This is a genomic window from Streptococcus sp. 29896, from assembly GCF_032594915.1.
Lineage (GTDB): Bacteria > Bacillota > Bacilli > Lactobacillales > Streptococcaceae > Streptococcus > Streptococcus suivaginalis.
Genome location: NZ_CP118733.1, coordinates 998,407 through 1,014,082 on the forward strand (window position 1 = coordinate 998,407; position 15,676 = coordinate 1,014,082).

At 40.8% G+C, this 15,676-nt stretch carries 16 protein-coding genes; 3 read left to right on the forward strand and 13 right to left on the reverse strand.

Going from position 1 to position 15,676, the window contains the following annotated elements; genetic code table 11:
- Positions 1–229 precede the first annotated feature (229 nt).
- Complete coding sequence (locus tag PXH68_RS04645) at positions 230–988, forward strand: hypothetical protein (protein ID WP_248028885.1); 759 nt, start codon at positions 230–232, stop codon at positions 986–988.
- Between the two features lie 390 nt (positions 989–1,378).
- On the opposite strand, the gene PXH68_RS04650 is transcribed toward PXH68_RS04645, so the two are convergent.
- From PXH68_RS04650 to PXH68_RS04695, 10 genes are all read right to left on the reverse strand, one after another.
- Positions 1,379–2,170, reverse strand: coding sequence for a DUF6287 domain-containing protein (locus tag PXH68_RS04650; RefSeq protein ID WP_248028884.1), 792 nt, complete (start codon positions 2,168–2,170; stop codon positions 1,379–1,381).
- A complete protein-coding gene (locus PXH68_RS04655) occupies positions 2,163–2,942 on the reverse strand; it encodes an SDR family NAD(P)-dependent oxidoreductase (protein WP_248028883.1) in 780 nt (259 codons plus the stop codon). The genes PXH68_RS04650 and PXH68_RS04655 overlap by 8 nt, the downstream gene beginning before the upstream one ends.
- 67 nt (positions 2,943–3,009) lie before the next feature.
- Complete coding sequence (locus tag PXH68_RS04660) at positions 3,010–3,615, reverse strand: lysozyme family protein (RefSeq protein WP_248028899.1); 606 nt, start codon at positions 3,613–3,615, stop codon at positions 3,010–3,012.
- Entirely contained in the window at positions 3,612–4,586 is a 975-nt protein-coding gene (locus PXH68_RS04665) for a nucleoid-associated protein (RefSeq protein ID WP_248028881.1), read from the reverse strand. The genes PXH68_RS04660 and PXH68_RS04665 overlap by 4 nt, the downstream gene beginning before the upstream one ends.
- Entirely contained in the window at positions 4,586–5,845 is a 1,260-nt protein-coding gene (gene glyA / locus PXH68_RS04670; protein ID WP_248028879.1) for a serine hydroxymethyltransferase, read from the reverse strand. Before glyA ends, PXH68_RS04665 begins: the two co-directional genes overlap by 1 nt.
- Before the next feature lie 118 nt (positions 5,846–5,963).
- Positions 5,964–6,566, reverse strand: a complete 603-nt coding sequence (locus PXH68_RS04675; protein ID WP_205030746.1) for an L-threonylcarbamoyladenylate synthase — start codon at positions 6,564–6,566, stop codon at positions 5,964–5,966.
- Positions 6,553–7,386 carry a peptide chain release factor N(5)-glutamine methyltransferase gene (gene prmC / locus PXH68_RS04680; RefSeq protein WP_248028878.1) on the reverse strand — a complete coding sequence of 278 codons (834 nt, stop codon included), beginning with the start codon at positions 7,384–7,386 and terminating at the stop codon, positions 6,553–6,555. The genes PXH68_RS04675 and prmC overlap by 14 nt, the downstream gene beginning before the upstream one ends.
- Complete coding sequence (prfA, locus tag PXH68_RS04685; protein ID WP_029998270.1) at positions 7,386–8,465, reverse strand: peptide chain release factor 1; 1,080 nt, start codon at positions 8,463–8,465, stop codon at positions 7,386–7,388. The genes prmC and prfA overlap by 1 nt, the downstream gene beginning before the upstream one ends.
- Before the next feature lie 328 nt (positions 8,466–8,793).
- Positions 8,794–9,369, reverse strand: coding sequence for a thymidine kinase (locus PXH68_RS04690; RefSeq protein ID WP_158454926.1), 576 nt, complete (start codon positions 9,367–9,369; stop codon positions 8,794–8,796).
- Between the two features lie 384 nt (positions 9,370–9,753).
- Positions 9,754–11,058 carry an excalibur calcium-binding domain-containing protein gene (locus tag PXH68_RS04695; RefSeq protein ID WP_248028877.1) on the reverse strand — a complete coding sequence of 435 codons (1,305 nt, stop codon included), beginning with the start codon at positions 11,056–11,058 and terminating at the stop codon, positions 9,754–9,756.
- A 116-nt stretch (positions 11,059–11,174) separates the two neighbouring features.
- On the opposite strand from PXH68_RS04695, the gene PXH68_RS04700 reads away from it, so the two are divergent.
- Complete coding sequence (locus tag PXH68_RS04700; RefSeq protein WP_002934978.1) at positions 11,175–11,357, forward strand: 4-oxalocrotonate tautomerase; 183 nt, start codon at positions 11,175–11,177, stop codon at positions 11,355–11,357.
- A gap of 74 nt (positions 11,358–11,431) precedes the next feature.
- Positions 11,432–12,783 (forward strand): IS3 family transposase gene (locus PXH68_RS04705; RefSeq protein ID WP_316715559.1). Its coding sequence is split into 2 segments (ribosomal slippage): positions 11,432–11,888 and positions 11,888–12,783, totalling 1,353 coding nucleotides; the frame shifts between segments, so codons are not numbered across the junction.
- Between the two features lie 45 nt (positions 12,784–12,828).
- Here the strand turns inward: PXH68_RS04705 and PXH68_RS04710 are convergent.
- From PXH68_RS04710 to guaC, 3 genes are all read right to left on the reverse strand, one after another.
- Positions 12,829–13,200, reverse strand: coding sequence for a hypothetical protein (locus tag PXH68_RS04710; RefSeq protein WP_248028636.1), 372 nt, complete (start codon positions 13,198–13,200; stop codon positions 12,829–12,831).
- Positions 13,197–14,540, reverse strand: coding sequence for an MATE family efflux transporter (locus tag PXH68_RS04715; protein WP_248028637.1), 1,344 nt, complete (start codon positions 14,538–14,540; stop codon positions 13,197–13,199). The genes PXH68_RS04710 and PXH68_RS04715 overlap by 4 nt, the downstream gene beginning before the upstream one ends.
- Positions 14,541–14,631: 91 nt before the next feature.
- Positions 14,632–15,615 carry a GMP reductase gene (guaC, locus tag PXH68_RS04720; protein ID WP_205030751.1) on the reverse strand — a complete coding sequence of 328 codons (984 nt, stop codon included), beginning with the start codon at positions 15,613–15,615 and terminating at the stop codon, positions 14,632–14,634.
- Between the last annotated feature and the right edge of the window lie 61 nt (positions 15,616–15,676).

The window sequence follows — 15,676 nt, forward strand, 5'->3', positions numbered from 1 at the left end:
TGGGGATAGACTGTTTTACCCGACACCTGAAAACAAGAAAGTGTCGCAAGCCTGGGGAGAGGCTCTATCAGCCGGTCCATCAAGACTAATTTACCCAATGCTTGAAAAGTTGTAAGCCCATAGAGAGTCAATTTTCTATGGGCTTATTTTTTATAAAAACTGATTTATATCTACTTGTCTCCTTTATTTTCATATGATAATATATAAGTGTAGAAAGGTAGGGGTTCTTATGCAAAAAAATTGGAAAAGGCTTGCTTTGGGATTTTTTATCATTGGTTTAGCTGGTTTTGGTCTTCACTGGTTCGGCCAAGAACAAAATCGGTTACTAAATGAGCAGTTTGTTCCTTTGAATCTGCGGATTATTGATGACATGGGGACTAAGATTGATGCTATTGGTGGTCCACAAAATCCGAGAATTATTGAATTTCTACAGCGAGATAACCAGACTGCGATCAGCCAACGAATCAGTGCTGCTGCTGACGAAACACTGAAAACGGCTAAAGCTGATAGTTTGACTCAGAAAGAATGGATTATTCTCTATCCGCAAACTCGTACTAGCCCTTTTGAAAATGCGACTTCTTATGCAGTTATGAAAACAAATATCAAGGCAGACGGTCTCCAAGTGACGACAAGCCAAGAGGAGGAATTGGAAATCTTTTATGAAAAGACTGATGAAAGCTTGCTGACCCTTGAGGATTTGATTGCAGACAAGGATATTTTTCGTGCTCAATTAGAGAAGGTTTTGGCATCATCTTCTACTGCAAGTGTTGCTGCTCAGAAAGTCAATGAGGAACTCATCAAAACATTTGCAGCAGATGATTGGTCTGATATTTCCTTTCGCTATGAACAACAAAGCCTTGTGTTGCCAACTGCTATTATCTCTATGTCCGCTTTTGTAGAGAGTTTGAATGACACTTATTTTTCAGAGCAGACTTTGGCAGTATTTCGATCCCAAACTTCTTCTGAAACTATAATTGATTATCCATAAACAGTCCGAGGATTCTTTTTCGGTAGGTCTTTCTTAATTGCCGTCTCGACTATTTCTGTGGACATTTATCTGGTAGTCTTGGAGCAGGACGAATATTTTGAAGGCAATTGCTATCCAATATGCTGGCTCGTCTGAATTTTGTAGTCTACGACCATACCACAATCAAAGCAATTTCAGGTTTCAACTGATGCAGTCTGACTCTAGCATTTTCTTGGTCTGCTACATAGTCAAAAGTCCTAAAAATAGGAACAGTACAATCTGCAATTGTTTGAGATACTTATATGTAAAATAGGACGATATTTACTTGAAAGAACTAAAAAAGACGATGCTCTCTGAATGTGAGAACATCGTCTTTTATCTACACCAGTCTTTCGAGCAATATTAGAAAGCTCAAGGTGTATAAAGTAGTTGGTTGTTGTCTCCGTAAATCACACCGTTTTGATAGACCCAGATTAAGCTACCATCGGAACCTTGTAGGAGATTGTATGGAACTGATTCTGTGCGAGTGTAGTTTCCTTCTAACACAATCCAAGCCTTGTCACCGATTTTCTCAGTCGCATAATCAATGCTGACCTGTCCACTTTCAAGTGTCACACCAGTTTCCAGGTTGCTTTGAGAATGGGGGAGAGCGGTTGATACACGATAAAATGGATCAAAGTTTTCAGTTGAGAGAACGTTTTGCGCTCCAAAAAGTCGGTCTTTTGTTTGGTCAGAAGGATCAGAACCATCTGTAAAAAATTCAGACGGGATAGCCATCCCTTTAGGGACTAGTACCAAAGCATAGCCTCCAACGCCAGAACTAGCTTGCACACTGGTTGTCAATAAACCATTTGACCATACAAACTCTCCTGACCAAAATGAATCTTCAGATACAAGGCCAGTTTGGTCAAATACCAATACATTTCCGTGGCTGTTCATCCATGATCCCGCCAGACTAGAAAAATCTCCAGCAGCAATTGCATCTAAATCTAATGCCGTATCCGTTTGAGTTTCTAAGTTACTAGATGACGTTGATGAGCTAGTCGTAGAAGTCACTTCAGTACTGCTAGTAGTTGTTTGTGAACTTGTTTGGCTGGTTGAAGAACTGCTGCCACTTTCTTGCTTGGAAGTTATGCTGCAGGCAGTTAAAAAGAGACTAGCCAGTAGAGACAGACTCAAAGTTTTTATAAAGTGTTTATTCATGCTTGTTCTCCTTCTCTTCACGATGGATTAAAAAACCAGTAGCTTGTTGGCGCGCCATAATGGTCATATCAGAAATTTGTACATGTGCTGGTTGATTGACGACAAAAAGAGCACAATTTGCGATATCCTCTGCCTGCAAGGCCTCGACACCTGCATAAACTGACTTTGCCCTTTCTTGATTACCTTTGAAACGAACCTGACTAAAATCTGTCTCAACAATGCCAGGTTGTAATGTCGTCACCTTGATATTGGAGGCCATGGTATCAATCCGAATACCATCACTAATAAAACGTACAGCTGCCTTGGTGGCCGCATAAACAGCAGCACCAGCGTAGGCATAAATCCCCGCCGTTGAACCGATATTGATGATATGTCCCTGATTTTTCTCCACCATTTTTGGTAAAAACTGGCGTGTCACAGCTAATAGCCCACGAACATTGGTGTCGATCATAATCAGACTATCGTCCAATTTACTATCCTGATAGGGTTCTAGGCCAAGAGCTAAGCCGGCATTGTTTATCAGAATATCAATTGACCCATGTTGAGCTAAAATAAGAGATGAAACCTCTTTAACAGCTTCAATCTGAGTGACATCGAGCTGGTAAACCCAAACATCAATTGAAAATTGCGATTCTAACTCTGATTTCAAGGCCTCTAATCGTTCTAAGCGGCGTCCTAGTAAAATCAATTTGTCACCATTTGCGGCAAAGGTTTGCGCCATCGCTCTTCCAATACCACTAGATGCACCTGTAATGAGCACTGTCCGATTCATTCAATCACCTCTTTCATTAGTATTATAGCACATTCCACAAAAAAGCGGGATAATCCCGCTAATCAAATTATATAAACAACTTCATAAACCGAATGAGGTACTGGTTGAATTCAACTTGTCGAGAATAGTAGATATTTCCGCCATTCACGTACAACTTTCCCCCATTTAGCACCGCAATCGGGTGGTAATAGGTATAGGTCTCACCATCAGAATTTCCCAGACTAGGAGCAACGATGGTAAGGGAATAGTTCTTTGATAATTCGATAGTATTTTCACCACCATTTGCAGCAACATAAGAAATATAACCTGGCCCATAATTATAGGCTTGCACCGCTGTCCAACTGTCCAAATTAGCAGCTTCTGCTGCTGCAAACATCTGATTGAGATAAGCTACTCCTACTTGGATACTTTCTCGACTATCTGAAATAGTATTTGTCGTCCCTGTTTCAGCTTCACTAGACTGCATGACATCTGCCTTCAGCCCCTTTGTTTCCGTATATATCATTGCCAGAATCAAGTCCTCACTTGCCGGACTTTGGCTTGAAATCAATACTTCTTGTACAGTGCTTTGAAAGCTCAGAACCTGTTTCACGTTTGTACGAATCACATAAAACTGATAGGCTAAGAAAACAAGTACGACAAGAAAAATCGTTCTTGTTATTTTTTTCATTATTTTGTTTGAATATCCTCTATATTTTTGATTAGGATGGAGTAGGTTCCATTATCATTTTGAATGAACTCAACCGCTTCTGCATCCTGGTAAACAGCATTTGGTACTAAGAGTTCTATACCGTTTGACAAGGAGAGTTTTTGATTTTCAAATTTTTTGAGTTGACGGCTAGAGTCAATCTCTTCGAACGAAATAGGCTCTGGCACTACTTCCTTTAGTTCATCGACAAAAGACAGTCGAGCTGTTAAATTTTGATCAAACAACTGGTCTGCCAATTTTTCAGGTGAAAGTGCATTTTCTTCCTCTAAATGATTGAAAATAGCAGCCTTAACCTTGGATTGAAATTGAAAATCATCCTGATTGAACTTTTCAGCGATTTTTTGGGCTGTTTGCTCTACTGCTTTGATGGATTTTTTAGCAGAAATACGAGGATTATCCTGTAACAAATTATCTGAGAAATAGTGAAGAAAGGCACCGTTGTATTTAATACGTTTTTCAATCAAATGGTATTTGAATGAAAAACGGTTCAAAATAAATGCCTCGTCTGGAGCGGAGCCAGCACTAGGCAAATTATTTTGAGTGAGCGTATAAGGATTTTGGCTGTCAGTTTGTGAATGTACCAGATTCTCTCGTAGAGCAATGCGCATAAAAGCCAGGTGTTCTTGACCATTTTTCTCAAAATGAACAAAAATCAAATCATTTGTTTTGAGATTTTCAGATACAGAAAACTCTTCTTTCCAGACTTGGGCTATTTTTCTCGAACTTTCCAATAAATCATCAGTCAATAAGTCCAAGAAAGGACTTTCAGCTCCAAGTTGGCCAGTTTTAGCTTCATCTGAATAAACACGTTCAATTTTCTTGCGAAGATACTCCTCAATTTTGGGAGTAATTTGTACAAAATCGTCTGCCAAATGAAGCTCTGTATCATCAGGGGAAAATTGGTGTATAATCGCTTGTTTAATATAAATATCCATTAATCCAATTCATATAGAGGGAAGCGGTCTGTCAAAGCACGTACTTCTTGACGAACTTCTTCTAGAACGGCTTCATTTTCTGCGTTTTCAAGGGCTTTGATTGTCAACTCAGCAACCTTGCGAGCTTCTTCTACTCCAAAACCGCGAGCAGTAATGGCTGCAGAGCCAATACGGATACCACTTGTTTTGAATGGTGAGAGTTTTTCGTAAGGAATTGAGTTTTTGTTGAGAGTGATGTTCACTTCATCCAAGAGATGTTGTGCAACCTTACCGTTCTCAACAACTTTTGTCACATCTACCAAGAAGAGATGGTTGTCTGTGCCTCCTGTGATGACCTTGAAATTAGGGTTGGCAAGGAAGACTTCTGCCATGGCCTTGCTGTTGTCAATAATTTTTTGAGCATAATCTTTAAAGGCTGGATCTAAGACTTCTTTGAAAGACACAGCTTTTGCAGCAATAACATGCTCAAGTGGCCCCCCTTGGATACCAGGGAAGATAGCTGAATTGATTTTCTTGATGAGGGCTTCATCATTGGTCAAAATCAAACCACCACGAGGTCCACGAAGAGTTTTGTGGGTTGTTGTTGTTGTGATATGAGCGTGAGGAACTGGGTTTGGATGGAGACCAGCAGCTACAAGACCTGCAATATGGGCCATGTCCACCATTAATTTTGCACCAACAGCATCAGCAATTTCACGGAATTTAGCAAAGTCGATTGTACGTGCATAGGCTGAAGCACCTGCGACAATCAATTTTGGCTGCACTTCTTTTGCCTGCTCTAGAATTGCATCGTAATCCAGCAAACCTGTCTCTTCGTCTACATTGTAAGCAACGAAATTGTAGGTTTGTCCTGAGAAACTAACCGCAGCACCGTGAGTCAAGTGACCGCCAGCTGACAGGTCCATCCCCATCACTGTATCACCTGGTTCAATCAAGGCCATGTAAGCAGCACAGTTAGCTTGGCTACCTGAGTGTGGCTGAACATTGGCATACTGAGCACCAAAGATTTCTTTTGCACGTTCAATGGCAAGGCTTTCGATGACATCAACGCATTCTGTACCACCATAGTAACGGCGGCCTGGATATCCTTCAGCGTATTTGTTGGTCAAAATAGAACCTTGAGCAGCCATAACTGCTTTAGAAACAACGTTTTCAGACGCGATCAACTCGATATTATTTTGTTGACGGTTTTCTTCAGCTTGAATAGCTTCCCAAACTTCTTTGTCGAAATCTTTGTAGTCAACTTTGTCAAAAATCATGTGCGGTACTCCTTTATAAGTGCTTGATAAAGCGATAGTGTAATCTGTCAGATTCATATCCCAAATGCTCGTAAAAACGATGGGCTTGTTTTCGGTGCTCAGCTGGAAGTAAGTAAATTCAATCCCCGAATTCTATTTCAGGGATAGCAGCTTGGATTTCTTCCTGGCTAATACTGCCTTGACGGAGAATTCTAGCTTTTGGTCCTGAAAGATCTAAGATGGTTGAATCAATTCCAGTCAAGGCCTTGTCATCGGCAATTCCTTCCAATTTTTCGGAGAATTGTGATAGAAGTTTAGTAAACTCCTTACCACTTTCTTGTCCTGAAACATTCGCTGATGGTCCGATTAAGGGACCCGTTTCCGCAATCAAACGTAAAGTTTTTTCGTGCTTTGGAAGACGAAATCCAACGGTATCCAGTCCGGAATTGACCCAAAAAGGAACATTTTTGTTTGCTTTTAGGATAATTGTTAGCGGTCCTGGCATAAACCTATTATACAGTTTTTCCAGATAATGGGGTGGATTTTGACTGAAAAAATAAATATCGTTCAGATTTGAGACATTTAAGTTCATTGCCTTATCCCTCGGACGCTGTTTCAACTGATAGACACGATTGACCGCTTCTTCATTTAAGGCTTGAGCAAAGAGTCCGTAGACTGTCTCAGTCGGCAAAACCACGGCTCCACCATTTTCGAGGATTGTTCGGAGTTTATCCATTGTCATCCGCGACAACCTTTCTATCCTGACCAAATTGGTCTTTGAGGACTCGGATTCGTTTTTCGGGGAAATGCAGAGCGAGTAAGTCAGTTAGGTCTTGCCCCTGCTTGTAGCCAATTTCAAAGTAGAGTTTTCCATTTTTCTTCAAAAATGCCCCTGCTTGCTCTGCAATTTGTCTATAGATAGCCAGACCATCTTCTTCCGCAAATAAGGCCAGATGTGGCTCGGAAGTCAATACATTGAGTCCAACTTCGTCTGTGTCATCTGGCGAGATGTAGGGCGGATTGGAAACAATGATGTCAAAATGCCCTGTCACTGCTTGCAAGACATCCGATTCTAGAAAGTGGACAGAGACTTGATTGGTTTTTGCATTTTCCAGAGCCACTGCTAAGGCATCCTTTGAAATGTCAACCGCTACAACGTCCCAATCAGGTCTAGCTTTTGCAAGGGAAATAGCTATGGCACCGCTTCCTGTACCGATGTCTAAGATACGCAAATCTGCTCCGCTATTTTCCTGCAATATCAAATCAACTAATTCTTCCGTTTCAGGTCTTGGAATCAAGACTCGCTCATCTACCGCAAACTCCAAGCCATGAAAATCAGCCTTGCCGATAATGTACTGGGCAGGTCGGTGCTGGGAAAGTTGCTGAAAAATCGCCTCAATCTCTTCTTTGTCGGTCGGTGTGACTTCCTGACGGAGCAGGAGGAGAAATTCCGTAAAGTTCAATCCCTTTAAGCCACGAAAGGTGAAGGACAGGGATTCTGCCTCTTCACCGATTGCGACTAATTGTTTTTCGTATGCTGCAAATAATTGAGCGTAATTCATTATTTGTTAAGCTCTTCTAGTTTTTGCGTCTGATCGTAAAGTACAAGAGCATCTACGACTTCGTCCATCTTACCGGACAAGATAGTATCCAGCTTTTGCAAGGTCAAGCCGATACGGTGGTCTGTCACACGGTTTTGTGGGAAGTTGTAAGTACGGATACGCTCTGAACGGTCACCAGTACCAATGGTTGATTTACGCTCTGCATCCTGCTCATCTTGGGCAATCTGTGCAAAGTGGTCCGCAACACGGGCACGGATGATCTTCATGGCCTTTTCACGGTTTTTCTGCTGGGTCCGTTCTTCCTGCATCTCTACTTTGATGTTGGTTGGTAAGTGAACGATACGCACGGCAGTCGCAACCTTGTTGACGTTCTGTCCACCAGCACCAGATGCGTGGTAGATGTCGACACGAAGATCTTTTGGATCGATATCGTATTCCACTTCTTCCACTTCTGGCATGATGAGGACAGTTGCTGTTGAGGTGTGGACACGACCTTGGCTTTCTGTCACAGGGACACGTTGGACACGGTGAGCTCCTGATTCATACTTGAGTTTTGAATAAACAGATTGACCAGAGACCATTGCAACCACTTCCTTGATACCGCCGACACCATTGTAAGAAGCCTCCATGACTTCAAAACGCCAGCCTTGACCTTCTGCATACTTTTGGTACATGGTCAAGAGGTCGCCTGCAAAGAGGGCAGCTTCATCACCACCTGCGGCACCACGGATCTCCAAGATGATGTTTTTGTCATCGTTAGGGTCTTTTGGTAAAAGAAGGATTTTCAGCTTTTCTTCGTAAGCCTCTTTATCAGCCTTAGCTTGTTTGAGTTCTTCCTTAGCCATTTCCTCCAAGTCAGCATCACCAGAAGATTCTTTAATCATCTCTTCTGCATCGATAATGTTTTGAAGAACAACCTTGTATTCGCGGTAGGCTGTTACTGTATCACGAGTTGCAGCTTCTTCCTTAGACAACTCCATAAAACGCTTGGTATCGCTGACTACATCAGGGTCAGACAACAATTCACCAAGTTCCTCGTAGCGATCTTCCACCGCCTGTAATTGATCATAGATGTTCATAAAATTAAGATACAAAGCCCGTTAAGCAAGCACAGTCAAAATAGGAATTTCGACCAAGTGTTTTACAACACTAGGAGAAATTATCTTTTTGACACAGCTTGTAGGGCGTGTTCATTTCCTTTCTGTAATATGTGGGTCATGAAACAGGCACAGTTCGTAGCCCGTATTCAGTTCCTTTCTAAAAAATTGGAAAGAACACACTTCTTGTTAGCTTGTAGGGCGTGTTCATTTCCTTTCTGTAATATGTAGGTCGTGAAACAGGCACAGTTCCTAGCCTGTTTTCGGTTTTCAAAAATCGTACCTTCAGCCTTTGATTTATAACCTTGGGTTACAATTCAATCTCCGGTGAAAAGTAATGTTTGCGGCAAACTGGAATGTAGGTTTCATTTCCACCGATTTGAATCTGGGCACCTTCATAGGTTGGCTTGCCGTCTTGTGTTCGCAACACCATAGTCGCCTTTTTGGAACAATACTGGCAGATTGTTTTAATCTCATCCAATTTGTCAGCCAAAAGCAACAAATGTTTAGAGCCTTCAAAGAGCTCATTGCGGAAATCATTTTTCAAACCAAACGCCATGACTGGTACACCTAGTTCATCCACCACTCGTGCCAAGTCATAGACATGATGACGGCGGAGAAATTGCGCTTCATCAATCAAGACACAATAGGGACGTGGCTCCATCTTTTCGATATAGCCAAAAATATCCATTTCATCGTCAATGGCCACAGCCTCTCTTCTCATACCGATACGGCTGGAAACAACGCCAAAGGCATCACGAGTGTCCAAGGCAGAGGTCATGATGACAACAGGCTTGCCTTGCTCTTCGTAGTTATGGGCTACTTTAAGAATTTCAATGGTTTTGCCAGAATTCATCGTCCCATATTTATAGTATAATTGAGCCACTTTTCACTTTCCAATCTTAAAATTTCACTCCTTCCATTTTATCATAATTTGACCATTTAGGAAACAGAAAAACAAGCCCGTTTTGAGCTTGTTTAATATTAAGACCAGGGTAATGATAAGAAATTTCCGACACACTCAAAAATGATTTTTGCTGCCTTTGGTTTCCACTTGTAGAGCATGACACATCCATAGATTAAGCTGAGGAAGGAAAAGGTAATCAATAAAGGTCCTTCCCATATACTCTTGTCAAAAACAGTTGTTACAAGATACAAAAATAATCCAGCGAGTAGGAACGATAAAATCATACGGTATTTATAGGCCATGAGTAAACCCTCCTTATAAGGATAGCATAACAAACGATGTAAGCGTTGACAACGCTTTTTCCTATTCGCAACCAATTCCGTCCCCATCTCGGTCCAGATGGGGCGCATAACCAGGATCACCGATTCGAACCGGCGCTGCTCCTGCATTTCGAGCAGCTGTACAGTTTTTATAATAAACACTTTGAGAAGGGGCTTGGGCAAACTGTTGAATCTGGCTAGCTTGTTGACTTACTACTGCGGCTTGCTTAGCCTCCTCAGCAAGTCTAGCTTCTTCCTTTTTGCGGGCTTCTTCAGCAATTGCTTTTTCCGCAGAATAATAGCGAATTGTCACCTTGCTTTCTTTCTTAAATACCGTTTCGGTAGTGTCAGATTGGACTTGGCCATCTATCGTAATAGAAGATAGAGTATCGTGTCTGGAAATATCAGCTGTCTCTTCTTTTTCAAGTTGAATTTTTGTAAAACCAGCTTCTTCCAGTTGCTTTTTGACATCGGAACTTTTCGTAGCTGGTGCTATAGTTGGTAGTTTGGCAAAGCTTGATGAGTCAGAAAAACGTAGTTTCACCAGACTGTTATTTTTGAGAACCAGTTCTGTTTGGTTTTCGAAATCATAGTCAATACCATCTAAGGTAATAGAGAGAATTTGACCATTCTTTGAAAGATCCTTCTCTTCCACGCCTTCAAACTGAAGATTGTTGAATCCTGCATCTTTGAGAATTTTCTCAGCTTCCTTTTTTTGTTGTTTTAATTGCAGAGTTTTAGGAACAACTTTATTGTCTTCGCTGACATCATAATAGCGTATAAAGACAGGCAAAGAACTGGAATAAAAATAGTCTGAGTTATAGGTATAATTACCGATTGTAATGGATTCCACCACGTCAGTCTTTTCTTCATTTCCATTTTTTGGAAGTAAGATGGCTTCAAGCTCCAAATCTGTAAACCCTTCGTTTTTAAAAGTTCGTTCAATTTGCTGGACTTTTTTGTCAAATGAAATAGCTATTTCTTTGGCATCGCCTTTGGCGACATGGTAAAAAATGGTAATCGGAGTAGATTTAAAAACAGTCCCCTCTTGCCAGATGGTATCTTCACTAACAACCCTATCGACAACTTCACTCTCAAAATATTGCCCGTATTCTAAATCTGGCATTTCTATTTTCTGAATGTTTGTGAAACCAGCATCTTCATACAGTTGAATAGCAGATTCAATCTGTTGACCATAGACTAGGTCTCTCTTTGGCAATTCAGCAAAAAAGAAGGCATTTCCAGCCATAGCTGTGACAGCAACTGCTCCTATGCCTAGACCGGTTTTCTTATTGACTACTTTTTTCAACAAACTTTTTTTCTGAGTATATCTAAATTCCTGTTCCATATAACCACCTCTGTTACATTAATATTATAACTTAAAAAAGTCCTAGATGCTATCCTTTCTACCATTTTTTTGAATTCCATGTTATACTATGCTTATCTTATTCAAAGGAGTAACTTATGCCATTTGTACGAATTGATTTATTTGAAGGACGCACGGAAGAACAGAAAATTGCTCTGGCGCGTGAAGTGACCGAAGTTGTATCTCGTAATACCAACGCACCCAAAGAAGCAATCCATGTTTTTATCAATGATATGCCTGAAGGAACCTACTACCCACAAGGCGAAATGAAACGAAAATAAGAAAATCCAGAAAGAAATTGAACCGCACCCCAAAAGTTAGAATGAAAAAATCTAACTTATGGGGTGCTATTTTTATGAAATTAAGTTATGAAGACAAAGTCCAAATTTATGAGTTACGTCAAAATGGTAACTCCCTCAATTCCTTGTCAAAACAGTTCGGTATTGCTCAATCTGGTATTAAATATATGATTCGATTGATTGAGAGATATGGCTTAAGTATTGTTAAAAAAGAGAACAATAACTACTATTCCCCAGAATTAAAGCAAGAAATGATTGACAAAGTACTTCTTAATAAGCAGTCAGCTCTCTCCGTCTCACTTGATTATGCCTTGCCAAATCGTGGAACCCTTTCAAACTGGATAGCACAATACAAGAAAAACGGGTATACTATTGTTGAGAAAACAAGAGGGAGGCCACCAAAAATGGGGCGTAAATCAAAGAAAACCTGGGAAGAGATGACGGAGTTGGAGAGACTTCAGGAGGAAAATGAACGCTTACGCACTGAGGTAGCTTACCTAAAAAAGTTGAGGGAGCTTCGTTTAAGGGACGAAGCCAGAGAGCAAGAAAGACTCAAACAGTTAGAGAGATGGTCGAAGAAGGATTCCGACTAGACATCCTTCTGACTATTTCCCAATTAGTTCCTTCTACCTATTACTATCACGTCAAACAAATGGACAAACCGGATAAAGACAAGGACTTAAAAGTTGAAATTCAAGCTATTTATGATGAACATAAGGGAAACTATGGTTACCGTCGCATTCACCTTGAGTTAAGAAATCGTGGATTTTCTATCAATCATAAGAAAGTACAACGGCTGATGAAAGAACTAGGCTTATCAGCTCGTATTCGCCGATGTAAGAAATACAAGTCTTACAAGGGGGATGTGGGCAAGAAAGCTCCTAATCTCATTGAGAGAGCCTTTGAAGGGACTAAGCCTTTTGAGAAGTGCTATACAGATGTGACGGAGTTCGCTCTGCCAAATTGTTCTGAAAAACTCTATCTGTCACCTGTTCTGGATGGCTATAATAGCGAAATTATTGATTTTACCTTGTCCCGCTCACCTAATCTCATGCAAGTTAAGTCCATGCTTGAGAAGGCCTTTCCTGAGGAAACTTACCCAAATACCATTCTCCATAGTGACCAAGGTTGGCAATACCAACACGAAGCCTACCATCATTTTCTTGACAGTAAAGTTATACGTCCTTCCATGTCTCGCAAGGGAACTAGCACGGATAATGGTATGATGGAGTCCTTCTTTGGCATATTGAAAACAGAAATGTTTTACGGATTTGAGAAGACTTTCAAGTCTCTCGATCAACTAGAGCAAGCTATCACTGATTATATTTTTTACTACAACAATAAACGCATTAAAGCAAAACTAAAAGGACTTAGTCCTGTTCAGTACAGAACTAAATCCTTTCACTAATATTTTTTATCTAACTTTTTGGGGTCAGTACAAATTTCTGGATTTTTAGTTTGTTAAGATGGCATCCAGGTCGGATGGTAATTCAACGGTGTATTGATAAGGTTTCATCAAAAATGTTTTTTGATTTTTTTCATACAAATAATAAGTCTCTTCCTCCACTTCCAACACCAGCAGTCGGTCAGGATTACTTGGTTGATCTGTTGCACTGGCATTATTGAAGAAATAGGGTTTGGTAGATTCCAACTGAAGCAAAAAGAGTTGGACATCTTTTCCAGATAGTTCCTTAACAAGCTGGTTATTTTCTGTCAAGACAAGAGATTGGGAATTGGGTAGATCAACCGACCATTTGACTTGGCTAAAAATCAGCAGGGTTACAAGAATAATGATACATAAATAGAAAGTGAATGATTTTTTCATAAACCAGACTCCTTTTGAATCCATTTTAATCGTAAGCTAAGACTAATACCACAACAGAAAATACCGGTTATCAGACCAATCCAAAAAGCTTTTGGACCAAGTTTTAGCCAGGCATCCAGGAACCAAGCAAGGGGAAAGGTGATGGACCAGTAAGAGACCAATCCTAAAACGAAAGGAACGCTAGTATCCTTGTAGCCACGCAGGATTCCTTGGATAGGCGCTGTGAAGGCATCTGCTAATTGGAAAAAGAGGGCAAAAGTGAGGAAATTAGCCGTTAACTGGATAAAGGCCGCTTCTTGACCGTAGAGGCTGGCCACCCATTGACGATTGAAATACAAAAAGGACAGGGTTAAACAAGCGAATAATAAGGCAGTCAAACGTCCAATCCGAGTATAGGAACGCACTGATTCACCATCACTTGCACCGATTTCATACGAAATGACAATCGGCAAGGTTATAGACACACTCAAAGGAAAGGCATAGAGCAAAGTCGCAAAATTCATGGCTGCCTGGTGAGCAGCAATGGTCAAAGATGCATAGTTTGACATGTAAAGGCCAACAACTGCAAAAATTGCGACTTCTGCAAAAACTTGTAAACCAATCGGTAAGCCAATGCGCAGGCCTTCTTTCATCCATTTTTTATGGATAGGCGTCCATTTCCACATCGAAAATGATTGAATGGTCGAGTGAAACTTGGTCACTAAGAGAATGATGATCAATAGGCACCAGTAAGCAAGACTTGTACCCAGACCAGCACCTGCTCCTCCGAGGGCTGGAAGCCCCATTTTCCCATAAATCAATAAATAGTTAAAGAGAGAATTCAAAGGCACCAATAGCAACATTAAGTACATGGACAGTTTTGTCAGGCCTATACTATCAAAAAAAGAGCGACAGATACTGAACAACAGAAAGGGAGGCAGTCCAAATGCCATGTAAAAAAGATAGGTCTCTGCTACCTGTCTAACTGCTGTTTCTAGTTGCAGATTGGCTAAAAACGGCCGAGCCAAAAAGAGAAGACAGGTTAAGAAGAAAATGGACAGCCCAATTCCGATATAAATAAAGGAATGAAAAATCGTCCGAACCTTTTCCTTATCTCCCTTACCCAATTCTTGACCAACCATAGGAATCAGGGCAGAGACAATTCCAGTTAAGAAGGAAAAAAGCGGATTCCAAAGACTGGTTGCCATAGAAACACCAGCTAAATCGGTCGTGCTAAAACGGCCCGTCATCATGGTGTCTATAAATGAGGCAGAAAAATTTGCAAATTGATAGATTAAGATTGGAATAAAGAGTTTGAGAAAAAGTGCCCAACGCTCTCTAGTATTGCCAGTTTTATACATAATATCTCCTTATTTTTTCGTTTCTATTGTAACAATCCTAGAAAAAAGTGCAAATCAAAGACGGACTCTTTGGGGTCCGTCTTCACCTATATTAAATAGAATCACCATTCCAGATTGAATTTTTTACGATGACATAGTCCACGTGTTTCAAGCTGGTAATATCACGACCACCTGCATAGGAAATAGAGGATTGCAAGTCCTGTTCCATTTCTACTAGAGTGTCTTTCAAGTGTCCCTTAGCTGGCAAGAGAATTTTCTTTCCTTCAACGTTTTTGTATGCACCTTTTTGATATTCAGATGCAGAACCGTAGTATTCCTTGAACTGTTTGCCATCCACTTCTACCGTTTTACCTGGACTCTCGATATGACCTGCAAAGAGCGAGCCAATCATGACCATGCTAGCACCGAAACGGATGGATTTGGCAATATCTCCGTGGGTACGAATACCGCCATCCGCAATAATTGGCTTACGAGCAGCTTTTGAACACCAACGAAGGGCAGCCAACTGCCAACCGCCAGTACCAAAACCAGTCTTGACCTTGGTAATACATACCTTACCAGGACCAATACCAACTTTTGTCGCATCCGCACCAGCATTTTCTAGTTCACGAACTGCTTCTGGAGTACCGACATTACCAGCAATGACAAATGTCTCAGGCAATTCTTTCTTGATATGCTTGATCATCTTAATGACACTATCAGCGTGCCCATGCGCAATATCAATGGTAATAAACTCAGGTGCGTCAGCTTTTAAACTAGAAACAAAGTCGTACTCATAGTCTTTTACACCAACCGAAATGGAGGCAATCAAACCTTGCTCGTGCATGCGTTTGATAAATGGAATACGACCAGCTTCATCGAAACGATGCATGATATAGAAATACCCTTCTTTGGCAAGCATTTCTGCCACATCTTCATCAATAATAGTCTGCATATTAGCTGGAACAACTGGTAATTTAAAGCTATATTTTCCAAGAGTGACAGATGTATCTGCCTCCGAACGGCTATTGATGATGCATTTATTAGGAATCAACTGGATATCTTCGTAGTCAAAAACAGGCGTTTCATTAAACATGGTTTTCTCCTCAGTTCGTTTTTTAATGATTGTTTACATAAGAAAGGCATATTTGTTCGCC

Coding starts and splice junctions, on each gene's coding strand:
- PXH68_RS04645 (WP_248028885.1), top strand. CDS start 230: ATGCAAAAAAATTGGAAAAGGCTTGCTTTGGGATTTTTTATCATTGGT.
- PXH68_RS04650 (WP_248028884.1), bottom strand. CDS start 2,170: ATGAATAAACACTTTATAAAAACTTTGAGTCTGTCTCTACTGGCTAGT.
- PXH68_RS04655 (WP_248028883.1), bottom strand. CDS start 2,942: ATGAATCGGACAGTGCTCATTACAGGTGCATCTAGTGGTATTGGAAGA.
- PXH68_RS04665 (WP_248028881.1), bottom strand. CDS start 4,586: ATGGATATTTATATTAAACAAGCGATTATACACCAATTTTCCCCTGAT.
- glyA (WP_248028879.1), bottom strand. CDS start 5,845: ATGATTTTTGACAAAGTTGACTACAAAGATTTCGACAAAGAAGTTTGG.
- PXH68_RS04675 (WP_205030746.1), bottom strand. CDS start 6,566: ATGACAATGGATAAACTCCGAACAATCCTCGAAAATGGTGGAGCCGTG.
- prmC (WP_248028878.1), bottom strand. CDS start 7,386: ATGAATTACGCTCAATTATTTGCAGCATACGAAAAACAATTAGTCGCA.
- prfA (WP_029998270.1), bottom strand. CDS start 8,465: ATGAACATCTATGATCAATTACAGGCGGTGGAAGATCGCTACGAGGAA.
- PXH68_RS04695 (WP_248028877.1), bottom strand. CDS start 11,058: ATGGAACAGGAATTTAGATATACTCAGAAAAAAAGTTTGTTGAAAAAA.
- PXH68_RS04700 (WP_002934978.1), top strand. CDS start 11,175: ATGCCATTTGTACGAATTGATTTATTTGAAGGACGCACGGAAGAACAG.
- PXH68_RS04710 (WP_248028636.1), bottom strand. CDS start 13,200: ATGAAAAAATCATTCACTTTCTATTTATGTATCATTATTCTTGTAACC.
- PXH68_RS04715 (WP_248028637.1), bottom strand. CDS start 14,540: ATGTATAAAACTGGCAATACTAGAGAGCGTTGGGCACTTTTTCTCAAA.
- guaC (WP_205030751.1), bottom strand. CDS start 15,615: ATGTTTAATGAAACGCCTGTTTTTGACTACGAAGATATCCAGTTGATT.